The 15822-nt window shown below is 63.8% G+C and carries 16 protein-coding genes; 4 read left to right on the top strand and 12 right to left on the bottom strand.

Features of this window, described 5'->3' with window-relative positions:
- Nucleotides 1-924 precede the first annotated feature (924 nt).
- The 5 genes from ACFFIC_RS26945 to ACFFIC_RS26925 form a co-directional block, all read right to left on the bottom strand.
- Nucleotides 925-1377: a hypothetical protein gene (locus tag ACFFIC_RS26945; protein ID WP_377056271.1), complete on the bottom strand. Its 453-nt coding sequence runs from the start codon at nt 1375-1377 to the stop codon at nt 925-927.
- Nucleotides 1378-1380: 3 nt separating this feature from the next.
- Nucleotides 1381-1638 carry a type II toxin-antitoxin system prevent-host-death family antitoxin gene (locus tag ACFFIC_RS26940; RefSeq protein ID WP_377056269.1) on the bottom strand — a complete coding sequence of 86 codons (258 nt, stop codon included), beginning with the start codon at nt 1636-1638 and terminating at the stop codon, nt 1381-1383.
- A gap of 526 nt (nt 1639-2164) precedes the next feature.
- Nucleotides 2165-3073: a restriction endonuclease gene (locus ACFFIC_RS26935; RefSeq protein WP_377056267.1), complete on the bottom strand. Its 909-nt coding sequence runs from the start codon at nt 3071-3073 to the stop codon at nt 2165-2167.
- Between the two features lie 7 nt (nt 3074-3080).
- Nucleotides 3081-3833: a hypothetical protein gene (locus ACFFIC_RS26930; protein ID WP_377056265.1), complete on the bottom strand. Its 753-nt coding sequence runs from the start codon at nt 3831-3833 to the stop codon at nt 3081-3083.
- 176 nt (nt 3834-4009) lie between these two features.
- Nucleotides 4010-4291: a hypothetical protein gene (locus tag ACFFIC_RS26925; RefSeq protein ID WP_377056263.1), complete on the bottom strand. Its 282-nt coding sequence runs from the start codon at nt 4289-4291 to the stop codon at nt 4010-4012.
- 387 nt (nt 4292-4678) lie between these two features.
- Here ACFFIC_RS26925 and ACFFIC_RS26920 point away from each other — a divergent pair, with 387 nt between their 5' ends.
- Both ACFFIC_RS26920 and ACFFIC_RS26915 read left to right on the top strand, forming a co-directional pair.
- A complete protein-coding gene (locus ACFFIC_RS26920) occupies nt 4679-5341 on the top strand; it encodes a nucleotide-binding protein (RefSeq protein ID WP_377056261.1) in 663 nt (220 codons plus the stop codon).
- Between the two features lie 206 nt (nt 5342-5547).
- Entirely contained in the window at nt 5548-5766 is a 219-nt protein-coding gene (locus tag ACFFIC_RS26915; protein WP_377056259.1) for a hypothetical protein, read from the top strand.
- Nucleotides 5767-5851: 85 nt separating this feature from the next.
- Here the strand turns inward: ACFFIC_RS26915 and ACFFIC_RS26910 are convergent, their stop codons facing one another.
- Together ACFFIC_RS26910 and ACFFIC_RS26905 are read right to left on the bottom strand one after the other, a co-directional pair.
- Nucleotides 5852-6772 carry a hypothetical protein gene (locus tag ACFFIC_RS26910; RefSeq protein WP_377056257.1) on the bottom strand — a complete coding sequence of 307 codons (921 nt, stop codon included), beginning with the start codon at nt 6770-6772 and terminating at the stop codon, nt 5852-5854.
- 244 nt (nt 6773-7016) lie between these two features.
- Entirely contained in the window at nt 7017-7991 is a 975-nt protein-coding gene (locus ACFFIC_RS26905) for a P-loop NTPase family protein (protein WP_377056255.1), read from the bottom strand.
- Nucleotides 7992-8899: 908 nt separating this feature from the next.
- Here ACFFIC_RS26905 and ACFFIC_RS26900 point away from each other — a divergent pair.
- Both ACFFIC_RS26900 and mobF read left to right on the top strand, forming a co-directional pair.
- Nucleotides 8900-9319 (top strand): hypothetical protein, encoded by a 420-nt coding sequence (locus tag ACFFIC_RS26900; protein ID WP_377056254.1) that lies wholly within the window; start codon nt 8900-8902, stop codon nt 9317-9319.
- A gap of 113 nt (nt 9320-9432) precedes the next feature.
- Nucleotides 9433-12891 carry a MobF family relaxase gene (mobF, locus tag ACFFIC_RS26895; RefSeq protein ID WP_377056252.1) on the top strand — a complete coding sequence of 1153 codons (3459 nt, stop codon included), beginning with the start codon at nt 9433-9435 and terminating at the stop codon, nt 12889-12891.
- Between the two features lie 6 nt (nt 12892-12897).
- Here mobF and ACFFIC_RS26890 read toward each other — a convergent pair whose 3' ends face one another.
- From ACFFIC_RS26890 to ACFFIC_RS26870, 5 genes are all read right to left on the bottom strand, one after another.
- Nucleotides 12898-13299: a hypothetical protein gene (locus ACFFIC_RS26890; protein ID WP_377056250.1), complete on the bottom strand. Its 402-nt coding sequence runs from the start codon at nt 13297-13299 to the stop codon at nt 12898-12900.
- Between the two features lie 346 nt (nt 13300-13645).
- A complete protein-coding gene (locus ACFFIC_RS26885) occupies nt 13646-14176 on the bottom strand; it encodes a hypothetical protein (RefSeq protein ID WP_377056248.1) in 531 nt (176 codons plus the stop codon).
- Between the two features lie 63 nt (nt 14177-14239).
- Nucleotides 14240-14539, bottom strand: coding sequence for a hypothetical protein (locus ACFFIC_RS26880; protein ID WP_377056246.1), 300 nt, complete (start codon nt 14537-14539; stop codon nt 14240-14242).
- A gap of 68 nt (nt 14540-14607) precedes the next feature.
- Nucleotides 14608-15222 (bottom strand): lytic transglycosylase domain-containing protein, encoded by a 615-nt coding sequence (locus ACFFIC_RS26875; protein ID WP_377056244.1) that lies wholly within the window; start codon nt 15220-15222, stop codon nt 14608-14610.
- 17 nt (nt 15223-15239) lie between these two features.
- A complete protein-coding gene (locus tag ACFFIC_RS26870) occupies nt 15240-15812 on the bottom strand; it encodes a hypothetical protein (RefSeq protein WP_377056242.1) in 573 nt (190 codons plus the stop codon).
- Between the last annotated feature and the right edge of the window lie 10 nt (nt 15813-15822).

Here is a 15822-nt window from a genome sequence, read left to right as displayed (position 1 = left end):
AAGGTCACGCAAACTCCGCCTCGCGGTCAAACTTGCTCGGTCCCCAAACAACGTGACAATGCCCTGCCCCTGATTACGCCATAAGCATTGTAGAAGATGTCCGAGGCGCCAAAAACCGGCGCCTCTTTCCAGCCCCACTCATCCGATCGGGCAGCGGCAACAGGCACGTCAGCGCACGGTGCTGTCCTCGTGAGTCGCACCTCACCTAGCGTGACGAGGGCAGAACTGGGCCGTTGGCTCCGTCGCATGTCACTTGAAAGGACCCTGGATCGACGCTGGTTCTCAGCCTCGTCCACGCCAGTCCATCCGAGGCCGCCAGGGGTGCTATGGCTTAAATCGCGCGGATCCGCGGCTGAACCGAAGACATGGCCGGTCCAATCGAAGACGACGCCTGCAGGTATGCGGATAGGACCACGAGCGAAAGCGTCGCGAAAGTCGATCTCTCCGACGGGCGTCCGAACACGCTGAACGCAGATCTGAAAGATTGGGGCGGCATTGGGTGTTGCTGCTGCAACAGCAACGCCACTGGCAAGCAGCAAACCAGCGAGTACTGTTCTCATGGTTCGGTACCTTGCTTCGCGCTTGAACGCGCTGTGGGCGCCTGGAGCGAGCTCTCCCGGGGCTGCCGGATCAACCCGCCAGCCGCACCAGCCTATCCTGCCACTCAGCCAGCATCGATGCTTCACCCCGAACGTCTGAACACAAAAAACCCAGCCTCTGTAGAGACTGGGTTCCATGTCGTGCCGCTTAATCAAGCGCCAAAACGTTAAAATCCGCACCCGCAGAGGGTGAGTGTTGAAAACGCCTATTCGGCGTCAACACCCCTTTTATTGTAGATTTCAGCGCTCTGAGCAAGTAACGAAACGATACCAAGCCATTTGAATTGGCATGCTCGGAAAGCACAGTCCGCAACATGCCCTAGGTTTAGCCGGAGCGCCGGTGGATGGTGCGCGGGTGTGCGTCCAGATAGTCGGCAAAATCCTTGGCGACGGCCGCGAACAGCTTGGGGGGCACCAGCCCGTAGTCGAACGTTCCGGCGGCTCCTCCAGGCACCGTCTCCAGATCAAACGGCCAGTCATCCTCAACCGCGTATGAGGTGTAGAGATAGGACGTCTGGTACGTCAGGCCTAAATGCTGGGCGACGCGTGGCGGGATCGCGATAGCCGTCTCGCCGGCGCCGGGCGCCACGTGTGAGATCGGCAGATAGGTCACGCGCTGCACGACGCGGTTTGCGGGCGATGGCTCGGCCACCTCTTGCACGTCGACGACTAGGCACGGCCGGGATTTGTCGGCATCCGGCGGAGGCCGCCGGTTAGCCCCAGCCCAAACGAAGCCATACTGCACGACCAGACCCAGTTCGAGTTTTGGCAGCGGCAAAGGCTAGTCGTCCATCAGAGCATCGAGATCCGCATGCTCGGCCGACATCTTGTTGGCCGCGATTCGCTCGATCTTGGCCATAGGCATGTCCTGCCGCTGAAGGGACAGCCGTCGATTGGTACGCAGCAGGGCGTAGTCCTCGACGGACATCATCACCAGTTCGGCCCGGCCGTGATAGGTAATCTCGACCGGCGCCCGGCGGGCTTCGGCACGCACCTCACCACTAGCCCGCTGCAGGCGCTCACCTGTTACAGTGACCATGGCAGTGGTATCCTCCGTAATCTCTGTAGAATGCGTAATTTAGCTAGTCCGGCCCGAGCGGACAAGCATTGTTTCACCCCATGGCCAATGGGCATCTCCGCTCTACAATTGCTCCACACGTGGCGAATCGTTCGGCTTTTGTTCTACGAAGCGGGCCGGGGGAGCCACGCATGGCGGCAAATTACGGCAGGCCAAAGCCGGTTGACCCGCTCTGGTACCGCCGACGTCACTCAATCCGGGCTGTTTGCGGCTGCGGCCGAACCGTGTTCATTCCTGTTGAGGCGCTGATCCAGCAAGGCATCCCGGCCGGCACATACCTCTACCAGGTGATTTCTCGCCTCCGATGCTCAGAGTGTGGTGCTAGACCGTCGGCGTCTGTGTCGTAATGCTCACGCTCCCGCCACGAGGATGAGCCCCGCTCGTGTGGGGACAAGCGCCCCACCGGGCGTTGGTACGGTTCAGGTCAGCACCCGGACCGTGGTGCGCGAAGGGAAAACGCTGGGGCAGCAGAACTACACGACACCTCTCATGGAGCACCCTTCGCTTCAACCAGCAGCATCTCCAGCGTGGGCAACTGCTCGTAATTCAGCAACAGTGTTCCCGTTGCACTGGCGAGCGAGCGAGCAGCTGCGGTGTATGCACCAGTACTGACAACAACCTTTGCGTTCGCTCCATAGAAGGCTGCCCCAGCCTCTACCTCCTGAACTGCCGAGTTTGGAACAGAGCCCGAGTACCTCTTGCACTGTATGGCCACACGCCAAGCTCCCAGCGTGGCGACCAGATCGACCCCCTGATCACCAGTGACCTTGGTCCCGGTCACCAGCCAACCAGCGTCCCGGAGAGCGGCAGCGCAGAACTCTTCGTAGTCAATGCCAGTCATGGTGAGCGGATCCCCAAACTCAGGGGTCGCCATCGCTTCATCGATCAACACGGGCACTCGTTCGACAATACGAAAGTAGGCTGCCCCCAGAGCTGGCATGAGAATGGCCCGTGAAAAATCGGACTTTTCTGCCTCCCACTTCGCCAAGTCCAACTCGCCCCACTTTCCGACAGCCGCCGACCGCGCGCGCCTCAGTTCAGGAAGTTTGTTCAGCACCAACTCCCGTACGCGCTTTACATGAGCGTCGACATCGGCGAGGCGCCTCTTCTCCTCACTAGCGGCAGCCTTCTTCTCGAGTTTTGCCGCACTCGTTTTGCGCCGCTCCGAAGCGGCCCAATCCATGTACGCTTGGCTGGTATTCAGCCAGGGACCTACAACGGCCGCGGCTGCGATGGTCCAGAAAACGACGGCTCCCCAATTCGCCATGTCTTCGTACCAAAGCCAGTAGACCAAGGCAGCGATTGCCGCCGCCACACTCATCCCGGCGAAGGCTTGGCCGATGGTCAAAGCTTTGTTGGCGCCGAGATCGGGGGGCACTTGGCGCTCATCCGTCATAGACATCTCAGTCTGAACCCTTCCGCAAAACGCTCCCAACGGATTCGTCCCAGGCCAGGTCGGGATAACGCGAACCATCGAGTACGCGTAGGTAGAAGGTGCCATAGGCTAGTGATGTGATGTCGTGGTCGCTTCCTCCGAAAGCCGAAGGCATCCCAAGCATCATCCGAAAGCGCTCTTCCTCGACAGCGCACTGCGCGGCGACGAAGGGGCGGTACCAGTCCCGGCCTGCTGCCGGATTAGTGTCGTCGAGGGCTTGCCGTAGGCTGTGATGAAGATCAGCCCAGGCCCACATAATGCGGTATCTTAGAAGTATGCCGTCCCAGATATCGGTAGGCGCAAGCTCTTCGAATGACCCGACTGCATGGAAGAGTTCTCGAAGTTCTTTGTCGAGTGGCGCAATCTCAGCAACGCGGGCCTTCAGCTGGCCAGTGATCCCAGGTTGCCCTCGCAGACCTGATGGGTCTTCTTCGGGAGGAGGTGGCAGCACTAGCACCTGAAAGCGTGCCATTCCCAACACAGCTTCAACGAGAGCCTCCCTGTTCGCCATCCGACGATCAGGTGCAGCGGCCATCTGAAGCACTCGCCCCATCATGCCGTTGCGATGCGTTTCGATGGTTACCGGGCTGAACGACTGCAGGTCTGCCTTAGACCAGGTGGCGTCAATCACGTGTCGGCCGAGTATGACCAATGGGTCCTTACTGACCTGCCGGACCTTCACCGCAGTTGAGACTTTCTCTGCGATCCATCCCAAGACCATCAAACAGCTCCGTAGAACCGGTTCGGTTTAGCATGAAACAACAGGCTCGATACACTTCGCCAAGTTTAGCGGAAGGCTTCACTACCGGCCCGCTCCAGTAGCCCTTTGGCTGTGAGGCAAGCGCCGCCAGCGAACTCGCCATCCTGCCGCTATGGCGTGACTTTTGTGGAAGTGACCTAGGCGCGCACTCGCCTCAGTTCGACTTTGACAGCTCGACCAAGCGGAGACTTTGACGAAGCAAAGATGGCCGGTATCAGGACGCTCAGCCCGCCTGAGACCAACCAAAACACCAGAACCGCGGCGGCATACCCGCGATCCACAGGCGACACGATCAGGCTGATGACGAATCCCAGTGCAGACATCCAGCTGGTAACGCGAAGGACCTGGGAGGCCGCTACGATCCGCTCTGCCCGGAGGATGGTGAGGCCATTGAGCGGTTTCAGCTTGGCGATCCTCACGGAGCTTCCATGGGAGTTATGGGCTGCACCATCTCGCCGTCGGGCGAAAGCCACAATCCATCACTCGCTTCAACCCAACCACGGGGCATCACTGGCCTCATTGGGCCACCGCGCTCCGGAATGTCCCACTTCTCCACAACCAAGCGCCGTAAGGGGGAGTCTTCCTGACGGAGTGTTCGGGACTGTTCGTCTGGCATAGCGACAAACCTCTTTGATGGAGCACAGGAGGTAGTAGTCCTCCCCCTACCCCTCCGCCGCAACTTCAACTTAGCGCATTGATGCTCAAGCAGCTGCGGAGATTTTCACCGCAGAATATATCTAGATGCTAGTTTACATCTATCTTTTGGTCATCTATATGCTGTCTATCTTTCGGATCGGAGCTCGCCTGTGCCAGCCATCATCGCGCTCGTGAGCCAGAAGGGAGGGGTCAGCAAATCCACTCTCTCTCGCGCCTTGGCCGTTGAAGCAGCGCGGGCTGGCCTCTCAGTCCGGATCGGGGACCTGGACGCTTCCCAGCGGTCCACCGCCGACTGGCACGCCGATCGTGAAGCCGCCGGCCTCGAGCCATCTGTTGGGACGCAGGTCTACCGCAGCGCCGCTGCCGCTATTACCGACGCGGACAAAGTCCCCGACCTCGATCTGCTGGTGTTGGACGGACCGGCCAGAGCGGACGTGGAAACGTTGGCCATCGCCCGAGCCGCCAATCTAGTGGTTCTGCCAACGGGAGCCGGCCTAGATGATCTCCGGCCAGCTGTGCGCGTCGCCAACGGATTGGTCGAAAAGGGAGTGCCGGCTGGGCGCCTCCTTTTTGCTTTGTCCCGCATCGGGACAGACGCTGAGGCAGACGCAGCTAGAAGCTATCTAGAAGATGCTGGCTATCTAGTTGCTGCGGGATATGTTCCCGAGCGCCCAGCTTTCCGAGCCGCGCGTAACGGGGGGCTCGCCATCACGGAAGTCAGGTACGAGTCCCTGCGGAAGGCGGCGGAAGGAGTGATCCAATCGGTGATCGACGCCGCGATGACAGCGGCGGAAGGTGGGGAGGCGGTCTGATGGCTGTTGATGCGGCAAAACTGAGGGGCCTTACGCGCCGAGGGCTCGGCGCTCCTCCCAGGGAGGGCATGCCGGAGTTGGCGGGGGAGGGGGCTCCGCGCCAAACTGAGCAGCCGGCCGCCGCGCAGCCCACGGTGGATTCGGCGCCGCCCAGCCAGTCGTCACCTCCCGTGGAAGCGCCGCCCGCGGCAGAACCTCGGGTCATCGTGGACGGCCGCACGCTACGCAAGTCGGGTCGGACGGTGCAGTTGGGCACGCGTGTCACGGAGCGGTTCGCCGTCGACCTCAGAGCTGATGCGGCCGCTTCCAATCTGCTGATTGTCGAGATTCTGGAGGAGGCCGTCGCAGCGCGGCGCCGGCTGCTAGCTCTGGCCAAGCCAGGAGAAACACTGGATCAGATCGTCGAAAGACTTGCCTCTAGATAGATTATAGAAGACATCTATCTAGAAGGTACCTGTAATCTAGAGACTGAGTTTGATGGCAAGCGCCCGGCTCTCGTGAGCCGGGCTCCTATCGGCCGATGGGCGGGGTTCGCGCCAGTGCGAGCCAGAGTGGCACGGCCCCGTAAGGGCGGCCTGCGGGGTCGCTACCGCGATCTCGGGCCTTGCTCAGGGCCTCGCGGATCGCCGGGTTGGCCTTGATGAGCTGTGACCAAGCCTGCGCCTCCGCGACCGGCAGACTGGCCAGCGTTTCGGCGCCGAGAGAGATGTCGGCCCGCTGAGAGGCTACCCACGCCCGAGCTTCCCCCGTCGCAGACCAGCGGCCGGCGAAGAAGGCGCTCCCGCCGACAACTGCGAGGGACACCGATAGCGTTGCCGCCACCAGCGCCAGGCTGCGCCGATCAATGGCCCTCGGCAGAGCTAGCGAAGCGCTGCCGAGGCTCTCCTTGGCGGCCCGGTCGATGGTCGACACGACCTCCCGTGTGAGGATCGCGCGCTCCGCCTCCGTTAGGGGGTGGCGCATCGCGCGAACCAGTTCTGTTAGCTCTCCAACCACCCCGCTGAACGAGCCTTCCACGCGCCGCGCGAACCGGGGGAGAACACCGATTGTCGCGGACAGGCCGGCGAGTGCGAGCCGGTAGGGGTCGCGGGCGAACGCTCCCGTGCTGCCTGCCTCAGCGAGCTGGGCCTGCGCCTCCTTCACTGCCTCCCCCAGCTCGTCGGCATTCGCCGGCGGCCGGGCGCGGGGCACGCGGGCCTTCCCCGCCTTTTCCGCCGGTTGCTTGCTGGCCGGTCCCGCTTCGCCCGCACTGGCGTCCGGCGCGGCGGCGTCCTCTGGCGCCTCGGCTCCGGGTTTGAGGGGGGCGGCCTCGATGGTCGGAGGGAGGCTCGGAGCGGGAGGCTGGACCGGTCTTGTGCCCTGGGCCTCCACGACGGGCGGCGCATCCAGGATCTCTCCCGTCTCCGGGTCGAACGGCGGATCAGATCTCATACCGCCCCTCCCGCCTGCCGGGCACGCTGCCCGTTGCGGACGACGCCCCAGCCGACCAGGCCAAAAAACACCACGTAGAAGGCGACCCCGCCCCACCACTCTGGGCGGGGATCATCCGGTCCGAAGGCCAGGGCCAGGCAGAACGCGCAGAGGCCCGTGGCTACCAGTGCCGCTACGAAGGCGCCAACCACAGCCAGGGCCATCCAGACGGCTCGACGGAGCCGCTGGCCCCAAGGCCGGGGGCTCACCCCTGGGCACTCCCAGCGGTGCTCCAGGGCAGCCACCCCGCCTCGGCGATGGGACGCATTTCCACGTCCATTGCTTCCAGCCACTCGCGGACCAGCGTCCGCTCCATGCCGGCCGCAATCGGGGCATGGCGCGACCCCTCGGGCACGATACCGTCGCGCGCCTGGAAAAAATGGAATCGACGAGCTTCGATGCGGTTCGCCAGCGCGCGAGGCTCCAGCGCAGGGAGGATGATCTCCACCGCCCCTCGCGCGAGCGCAGCCTTGTAGTCGGCGTGCGCACGGACCGTGTCGTAAGCACGGGGGCTGTCGGCGAGGGCGAGGTTGCACACCAGGGCCGTGGCACGCGGGGCGAACCCGGCATCGGCATCAGCGCCGATCATGGAGGGATCGTCGGGGGAGGGACTGAGGAAATAGATCGCTCCCAGGCCGATGCCGCTCTCCTCGAGGTCCCTGACGATCGTGGGCCAGGAGCGGATCAGGCTGGAATACGAGGTGTCGCCCCCGCCAGTGTCCAGCAGGCCTGCCGCACGGTGCTTGCGCACCTGCTCAAGGAACGTTCGCAGCCACGCCACTGTCTCGCGCGGGTCCGTGGACGGCGGCTGCATTACGGCTTCGGCGAACTCGGCCAACAGCCGAACGCCCGGGTCCATCGCGGCGAGCACGAAGCGCGCGACCTCGCGCTCGAACAGCTCACTCGCGTACCAGCGCGCGAAGGTAGTTTTGCCGCTGCCTCCGCGGCCGCGCAGCACGAGGAACGGGGTGAGGCCCTGCAGGGCCGGGATCGGAAGTGATCGTGCCGCGCGCTTCACCGCAGCAAGGAGGGGCGGCATGGCCACCCGCGCGGGCGCCTCCTCCGCATCCATCTCCTCCCCAAACATCTGGGCAAGGGAGAGCAGCGGCTTGCCCTCCGGGAGGGTGAGCGCCGGGCTGCCCGCACCGGCACTGGCGGCCTTCTTTGTCGTCTCGGTCATGTTCGGTCGGGGTCCTTCCAACGTTTCGGGCCGCCGGCAAATCGGAAGCCATCATCGCCTCCGTCTGCCGGGGGAGCTGCGGGGAGGGCCGCTCGAACCGGCTTCGACGCCGGGGGAGGGGGCACATCCGCAGATTCTTTGGCGGCTGGACTGCGGCGGGTGCGTTTCACCCCCTGAGCCAGCCTTTCTTGGTCTCTGCCCACCTTCCACCAGGTCTTGCGAACGACCTCAGGGGTAGGCGCCGCGCCGAGGCTGTTGGTCAGTCCTCTGGCGGCAAGCTTGGCGGCGATCTCCGGCCAGTTTGGTTGGCGTGGAAAATCGAGGTGTGGCGCCAGATGGGCGCGGTGCTCCCACAGAGCCTCGTAGACAGGGGAGTGTCGCTTCTCCCTGGGAGGCGCTGTCGGCGGCTCCATTCCAGCAATGACCGCATCCAGGTCCATCCCTCGTGTCCGCATGTGTTGTCCCGTCCTTGTCTCAACCTAAGACCGTCAGTCTCAGGCAGATCGGATCGGGCACAACCGCCTCCTGGGTCAGGACCGTAGCAGAGGGGGCATTACCTGTCCCATCATTGTCTCAAGATAAGGCCAACACTAGGCCGTGATTAGGCCAAGTGGGAGAGCGGGAGTAAGTGGAATGAGGTCTTACAGACCAAGTGATGCCTGAAGGCATCAGGAAGCCGACCAGAGGGGAGGGCCATTTCATGACGACGAATGCGCGAGGAGACGTCCGGAAGGGCGTTGTCGAGGCACACTGCGCGGCTGTGGCTACCGTCCTGCGGCAGCGATTCCTGAACTGCCGGCGGGGCCTGCCCACTCCGATGGTCGCGCCGAGCCAGTCCGCCGAGCGGCCGGGCGATCCACAGCTCCATATCCACTGTCTGATTCCGAACCTGCCGCGGACGCGCCACCATGGCTGATGCAGCAGTGATGGGGGCCCTGACCGAGCTGCTCGCCGGGCAGACGCGGGCGGAGGAGCATCATGCGGCCCTCCTGAGGCGGCTGGATCAGTCCGACGAGGTGCAGCGCCAGGTCATCCAGGCACTATCTGGCATGACTGACGCGTTCCGCAGTCTGCGCGAAGCCGTCGACCAGATCACCCAGGCCGCGAACGGAGAGAAGCCCAAGAAGGGCGCGGATCTCGGCGTAGCCATCGCCGCACTTACCGCGGAGCTGCAGAAGCAGGGCAAGAGTTTGGACCGGGCCGTCCAGGGTATCGAGCGGCTGCCCGAATTGCTGTTGGGGCAAGGCTTTGCCGCGGAGGACCTGCGCCAGCCGAACGGCAGCGCCGACCCTGTCCGGCGGAGGGGAGGGGGCGGCAATGCTGACTAGCCCTGCCATCCGCCCTTGGGAACGGCCGTGACACCCGAGCGCCAGTTGGTGGCGCTACTTCCATGATGACGTATCGGACGGGAGTCGCCGGGGGCGTCGCTGCGGCGTTGGCCATGGCTGCGCACCTCAACCAGAAGACATTGCCGGCCGCCGACCTCACGCTGTCCGAGTATTATAGCGGCGGCCGGGAGCGGCAGGCTCGTGCCCAGGCGGCCGTTGATGCTGGGATGAATTCGCTCCCGGTGGTCCGTGTCGATATCGACCCGCGGCTTGCCGAGGCGCTCAAAATTGCAGGCGATCAGATCCTCAATAATGAGGAGTTGGCGCATGTCCTGCGCGGCCAGGCCGCCGACGGCGAGGACCTACCGGGGGCTAACCGCAAGCCGCGGGCCTACGAAGCCAAGGAAGGTGAGAAGCCGCGGCAGCGGATTAGCTACGCGGATTTCACGTTCTCGGCCCCGAAATCAGTCAGTGTCGCCTGGTACAAGGCAAAAACGCCGGCCGAGCGGAATAGCATTGTCCAGGCGCATCGAGCGGCTGCGGATGCGGCTCTGCGCTACATGGAAAAGGAAATCGCCTGCGCCGGCTTCGGGGATGGACACCGCCAGGGGGGCATTGAGCCTGCCAAGATGGCATGGATCCGGGTGGACCATTTCACCAGCCGCCCAACCGTAGCCATCACGCGCCCTGATCCCACAACCGGGGTGGTCGACACCGAACTGTACGACGTAGCCCCGAACGGTCTTATGCCGGGCGATCCCCAGCTCCACTCGCACTGTATCGTCCCCAATCTAATCGCGACCGAGAGCGGCCGGCTCATCGCGATGAATCGTGACCTGCTCGACGGGCGTGTTCACGAGTTCGGCGGGATCTACCAGATGATTCTCGGCGCCGAGCTACGGAAGCTCGGCATCGACGTGGAGCTCGACGAGCGCACGAACACGGTGCGGCTGCCCTGCATTCCCGAGGCTGTTTGCGAGGAGTTCAGCAAGCGCACGGCGAAGGCAGAGGAGGCTGCCCGCGAGATGGCGGCGGCTGAGGGCTTCGACTGGGATACGCTGGACGCGGATCGGCAGGTGGCTCTGCTCAAAAGCCGGGCGCAAGCCGGGCGGCGAGGGAAGGGCGATGACCTTGCATCCTGGGTGGCATGGGACGCCCAGAGCGAGAAGTTGATCCGAGAGGGGAAATGGTGGCGGCACGAAAGCGCGGTTGCCTACGGGCCGCCGGCGCCGGAGCGGAGCCGTGATGAGCGGTTTGACCACGCCTATGAGGTCGGGCTGCAGCTGCTCGAGCAGGACCTGATGAAGCGGGCCGTGGTCACAGGCGCGGAGGTTCGTTTGGCTTGTGCCCGCGCGTTGATCGCGGCTGGCGCCGAGGCAGTGGAGGACGTTGGGGTTCTCGCCCGCGGTCTCGTGACGCGAGGCGTGCGCCAGGCCGGCGAGATGACGAGACTGCTCTGGAGGGAATTGGATTTTGGGCGGGCCAAGGTAACGACCGAGCTGCACCGGGACCAAGAGGCGGAGGTTATTCGCCTTGCCCAGGCGGCCGCGGCGGATAAGCGGCGCGCCATCCCGGAGGACCTGCTTAACGAGACGTTGGCCGAGACTGCCCGGGAGTACCGGATCGATTATTCGTCCGAAGCCGGACGAAAGCAGGAGGAAGTTGCGCGGCGCGTTGCTGCTGGCGGCGAGGCGCAACTGTTCCTCGGCGTCGGCGGCGCTGGCAAAACCAAGGGAATTTTGCCACCGCTGGTCAAGGCTTGGCACGCTCAGGGCCGCGACGTCTGGGGGACGGCGAATGCTTGGAAGCAGGCTCGCGGGCTGAGTGAAGCCGGTATCAACCGCTTCAAGACCCGCGCTCTGCAGCCATTCGTGGATGGTCTGGAGAAAGGGGACACCAAGCTTACGGCCAAGAGCGTCGTGGTGGTGGACGAACTGAGTCAGGTAGGCACGCGGCAGCTGCTGACGCTCCTGCGCCTGCGCGACCGGATCGGCTTCTCGTTGGTGATGACGGGCGGGGAGCGCCAGTGCCAGAGCATCGAGGCCGGGCCGGTTATCGAACTGCTGCGCCGGGCGTTTGGGGAGGAGGCGATCCCGAACGCGACGATCACGATCCGCCAGAGGACGGAGCGCGAGCGGGAGATTACCGGCTACTTTGAGACGGCCACCGAGGCCGGCACCCGCCAGGCAATCACGATGAAGCGCGAGGATGGCAACGCTGTCCTCGTTCCCGGCGGCTACAACGACTGCGTTCGCCGTGTGGCGGCTCTCTGGTTGGAGCGGTGGAACGCGAACCACGACGATCCGGAATATGCGGTCACCATCGCCGCGCCGACGAATGCCGACGCACTGGCAATTAGCCGCGAGGTGCGGTCTCTGCTGCAGGCAGAGGGGCAGGTTGGGCGCGAGGGTATCGAGAGGGCGGCCACCGACAAATCCGGCAATCTCTACACCCTCGATATTGGGGTTGGGGACCGGCTGCGCCTTTTCCAGGTCACACGCGGCCTCATCACTGACGGCAAGGGCCGCCGCCGCGACGTGCACATCGGCGACAACGCCTCTGTGGTCACGGTTCGGGGCATTGAGGCCGGCGGTCTGACCCTCGAGACAGAATCAGGAACCAGGGCATTTGTCCGCTGGGATCGGTTGACCGATCGGAAAACCGGGCGCGTCAATCTCTCCTACGCCTATTGCATGACCATCGACAGCTCGCAGGGCATGACTTCCCACGAGCATATCCTGGCTATGCCCGGTGGCTCGAGTGGCCTGCAGGCATTCAAGCTCTACAGCGGGGCGAGCCGGCACCGGGTCAGCAGTTACATCGTCGGCAGCATGGCTGCCGAGATGGCGGAGGTCGGGCGCCGACGCCCAATTGGCCCACGGCAGCCGGTTGCTATCGAGGAGGCCTGGGAGAACGTCATTCGGAACTTCTCGCGGGCCGAGATGAAAGAGCTCGCGACTGACATGCTCGCCGAGGTTCAGCGCGAGGTGGAGGGGGCGGCCGACAGTCTGCGGCAGGTTCGGCGCAACCAGGAAACCCGCGAAGCAGCGGGCCACGACAAATCCACGCTCCGAGAGTCGATCGACGCCGAGCGGGAAGAGGCGGCCGTGGCGGACCTAGCTGCCGGCTTGGAGGAGGCCCTGGCGCAACGGGCGCCCCTCCTAGAGCGCATGCAGCAGGCCGTGGTGGATGTCCATGCGGTTCTGGGCCAGGCCAAGCTCGCGCAGCTTTACCGGGTCGTCACGCGCAGCATTGCCAGAGGCGTCACCTCGTTCGCCGACGGACTGGCGTCGCTGATTGGCGCGGAGCTACGTACCATGACGGAGCGGGCGGCGATCGACCCGGTGCACGATATCCCCAAGGCAGGCCTCACCGATGAGGAGATGACTGACCTGGAGGACCGGGTGGAGAGCCGACTGCTCGAAATGCTGGATGCTTACGAACAACAGGGGGAGCAGGCGTTTGATGCGAAGCTCAGTGATGCCGAGGTCCAGGCCACGCTGGAGGCAGCCCGGGCCGTTGCCGAAGGGCGGTTGCCTCTAGAGCGCGCGGACGCGGACCTCGAGCATTAGAGCACTTCAGAGATCGTGTTTCTCAACAATAGCCTCGGCAATCGAATATATTGTTTCAATCTGAATGGTCTGGTTGTCGATCGTTCTTGTGAGTTGATCAGTCAAACCAACAACTTCGTGGCTAACAACCAATTTGTCCTCATCGTAAAATTTGTCAGAAAAGGACTGCAAGCGGCGTGGCAAAGGAATGGCGGACTCGGAGGCCCTTATGATTTCCCCATCAGGCCCTTCAATGAACTGAGTTTTCCCATGCCACAACACTGATAAAGCGGCCTTCTTTGCGGCTTCCTTGTTCGCAAGGAACGGCTTGTAGCGGTCTAATACAGCATGACCAATCGAACTTCCTGTATTTGTTGATGCCGCGCTGTTGCTTGAGGCGCGACCAAATATTGTCTTCAGAAATCCCATATTGAGCCACGCCTCCCATAAAGCCCACTTCACATCGATCTTTAGCGACGCGAAACCAGTTTCACCCAACCATCAGAGTAGATCAATCATATCGGTGCTGAACCTGCGCGGCTGGATATCACCATCCCGCCCTAGCCTGCTGGAAGCGTTGCCACTCGGCTCCGATGCGATCCCAGATGCCAGGCCTGTGCTCGGTCCGACAGCCAACGCTCCACCACCTCGCATTCGGCTTCCTTCGGAACTGCTCTAGGACGGCGGCCCAGCCGACTCCTCAAGGAAAAGGCCCACTGCCGAAGCAGTGGGCCTGGAACACTCAGCAAGGCCGCTGGTGCGAGCGACAGGCGCTTCAGGCGGAATGCTGGAGCGATGTCTTGGCGTAGACATCGCCGATTCCGGCCGGGGATACCTTGTTGCTGACGACGCCCACCACGACGTCGGCGAAGGCGTGCACCCTTGGGTCGATCTCGAACAAATCCAGCGCAACGATCAAGCCGTCAAAGGCGGGAGCTACCAGCCTGTTGAAGACGTCGAAATCGGCGAACGATAGATTAGGGATAATGAGGTAGTCACCGGAGAGGCCCAGGGCCGCCCGAGCGATCTCCTCAAAGACGGTTCCGGGGGATTCCGGTACGTTGTAGTTCAGGATCGCCCGGTTCAGTGGCAGGTGCCGCGGGCTGAGCCTGGGGTCGCGTGTCTTCGCGTCCTCCATCACGAGCACCCGGCTGCGGGGCGAGATCGACCGCGCCATGAGCTCCACCAGCTCGATGCGCTCCCAAATACTCGGGCCGCAAATTGCGATGGTTTCTCTCGCCTTTACGGCTTCCGACAACCGTCGGGGAGCTTCCTGCTCGACTTTGGGCAGCAATGTATCGGCCATGGCTTCATCCATCTCGATCTTACAAGAAAAGCGCAGCGGATTCGGCTAGTGACGGGGGCTTGCTCAGGGAGAGAACGGCGCATCCCGGAGAGTGATCGAAAGCCCCGGCCGAGGCTGGATGGGACGCTTGTTGCGACCCACCCGCCGCAGAAGCTCAAACCCATAGTGAAACACCGTTGCGGAGACGGTGATCGCCGCGGCGCAGAGCAGCAGCGCCTTGGCGAAGGCGGCCCAAGCCCCCGGCTCGCCGCCCAGGACTCCGAGAAGCGACCACAGCATCCAGCCGAACGCAGCCGCGCCGCCGACGCCGGCGGCAGCCAGGATCAGCAGCACTGGGAAGACCACGAAGACGAAGCCGAGCACGGCACACAGCGCAGTAGCAAACATAGCTACAGGCGCCGGCACCCAGCGAAGCAGGAATCCCAGTCCCTTCATGGTACCCTCTCAATCATCCCGTCCCACCCTGACACAACCATCGAGGCGGTCATCGGGTTTACCGGCCGCTGCGGTGTAGGTGGCGGCGTCAGCGTCACCGTCAGTGTCCGGTGAAGCGTCTGCTGCCCCTCCGGGCTCAACGGCGGCAGGATACCGTACAATGAGATGTAACCGACGCGCACGCCCGTAATGCTGGGGCCTGCGTTGTAGCACGACAGAGCCCAGGCCAGGGCCGGATCACCAGCTGTCTTGCCGGCACGGATGGCCCGGTCGTAGCAATCCGCCAGGATTGAGGCGCCGCCAGCCAGGTTGCGGCACGGCTGCTCGAATGCCTCCCGGAGGGTCATGCGCAGGCCCGGCAGATTTCGGCTGTTAAGCTGCGATAGCCCAACGTCGACGGAATGGCCCGCGTTGATGAAGCGTTCAGCGACTGCCACGGCCTCGTCAACCGTCTGAGGCTGTGGAGGCCTGGGCGCCGTCGCCTGCCCCGGCTTCCGGTTGACGTTGATCGCCAGGACCCGCCCCCGGCTCTCGACGTGCACGACGGCGGCCATCGTCGTCGGGTGAACCTGCGGCGCGCATTCGCTGTAAAGGGCAGGGAGGTCGATCATAGTGACGGCCAATCCAGTCAGTGGCTGTGCGTGTGCTCGAGGTCGTCCGGGTCATCATGGCCGGGAGCCTCAGTCTCGCGTGCTAGGTGGAGGCTGGGCTCGGCGCGGGCTTGGTCCAGCCGATGCACGTACTCCGCGATCTCTGGCTCGTCCCCGCGGACGATAGCTCGCTTTTCGGCGGCGTCGGCCTCGCGCTCCGCCGCCTGGCGTTCACAGAACGCAGCGCTCCAGCGGAGCGGCTGGGGATCGGCACTCCGGCGGCGGACCTCGATCGCGTAGTGGTGGCCCTCATCCGACACACCAACCAGGGACCGGACCACCCGACCGTCCTCTGTAACCATCCATGGGCCATGAACCAGGATCTGAATGGGTTGATCGGTTCTGGCGGCCGTCTCGGGGGGAGCGTCCTCGGGAGGCCATTTGTCCGCGTCCATACGGTCGAATACCGCCGGCTCCTGATACGCCTCCTCGGCCGCGGCCACCTCGCCCCTTAGAACTGGCTGGCGCGACAGGACGTCCGGTGCCACGAGCGGCGGGGCGACGTTGCCCCGCCCGCCGAAATACGCGATCCAGTCTCGCAGCTGGCCCATGGTTGGTCGT

This window comes from Muricoccus vinaceus, assembly GCF_042433125.1.
GTDB classification, from domain to species: Bacteria; Pseudomonadota; Alphaproteobacteria; order Acetobacterales; family Acetobacteraceae; genus Roseomonas; species Roseomonas vinacea.
This window is presented reverse-complemented; position numbering and strand designations above follow the sequence as displayed.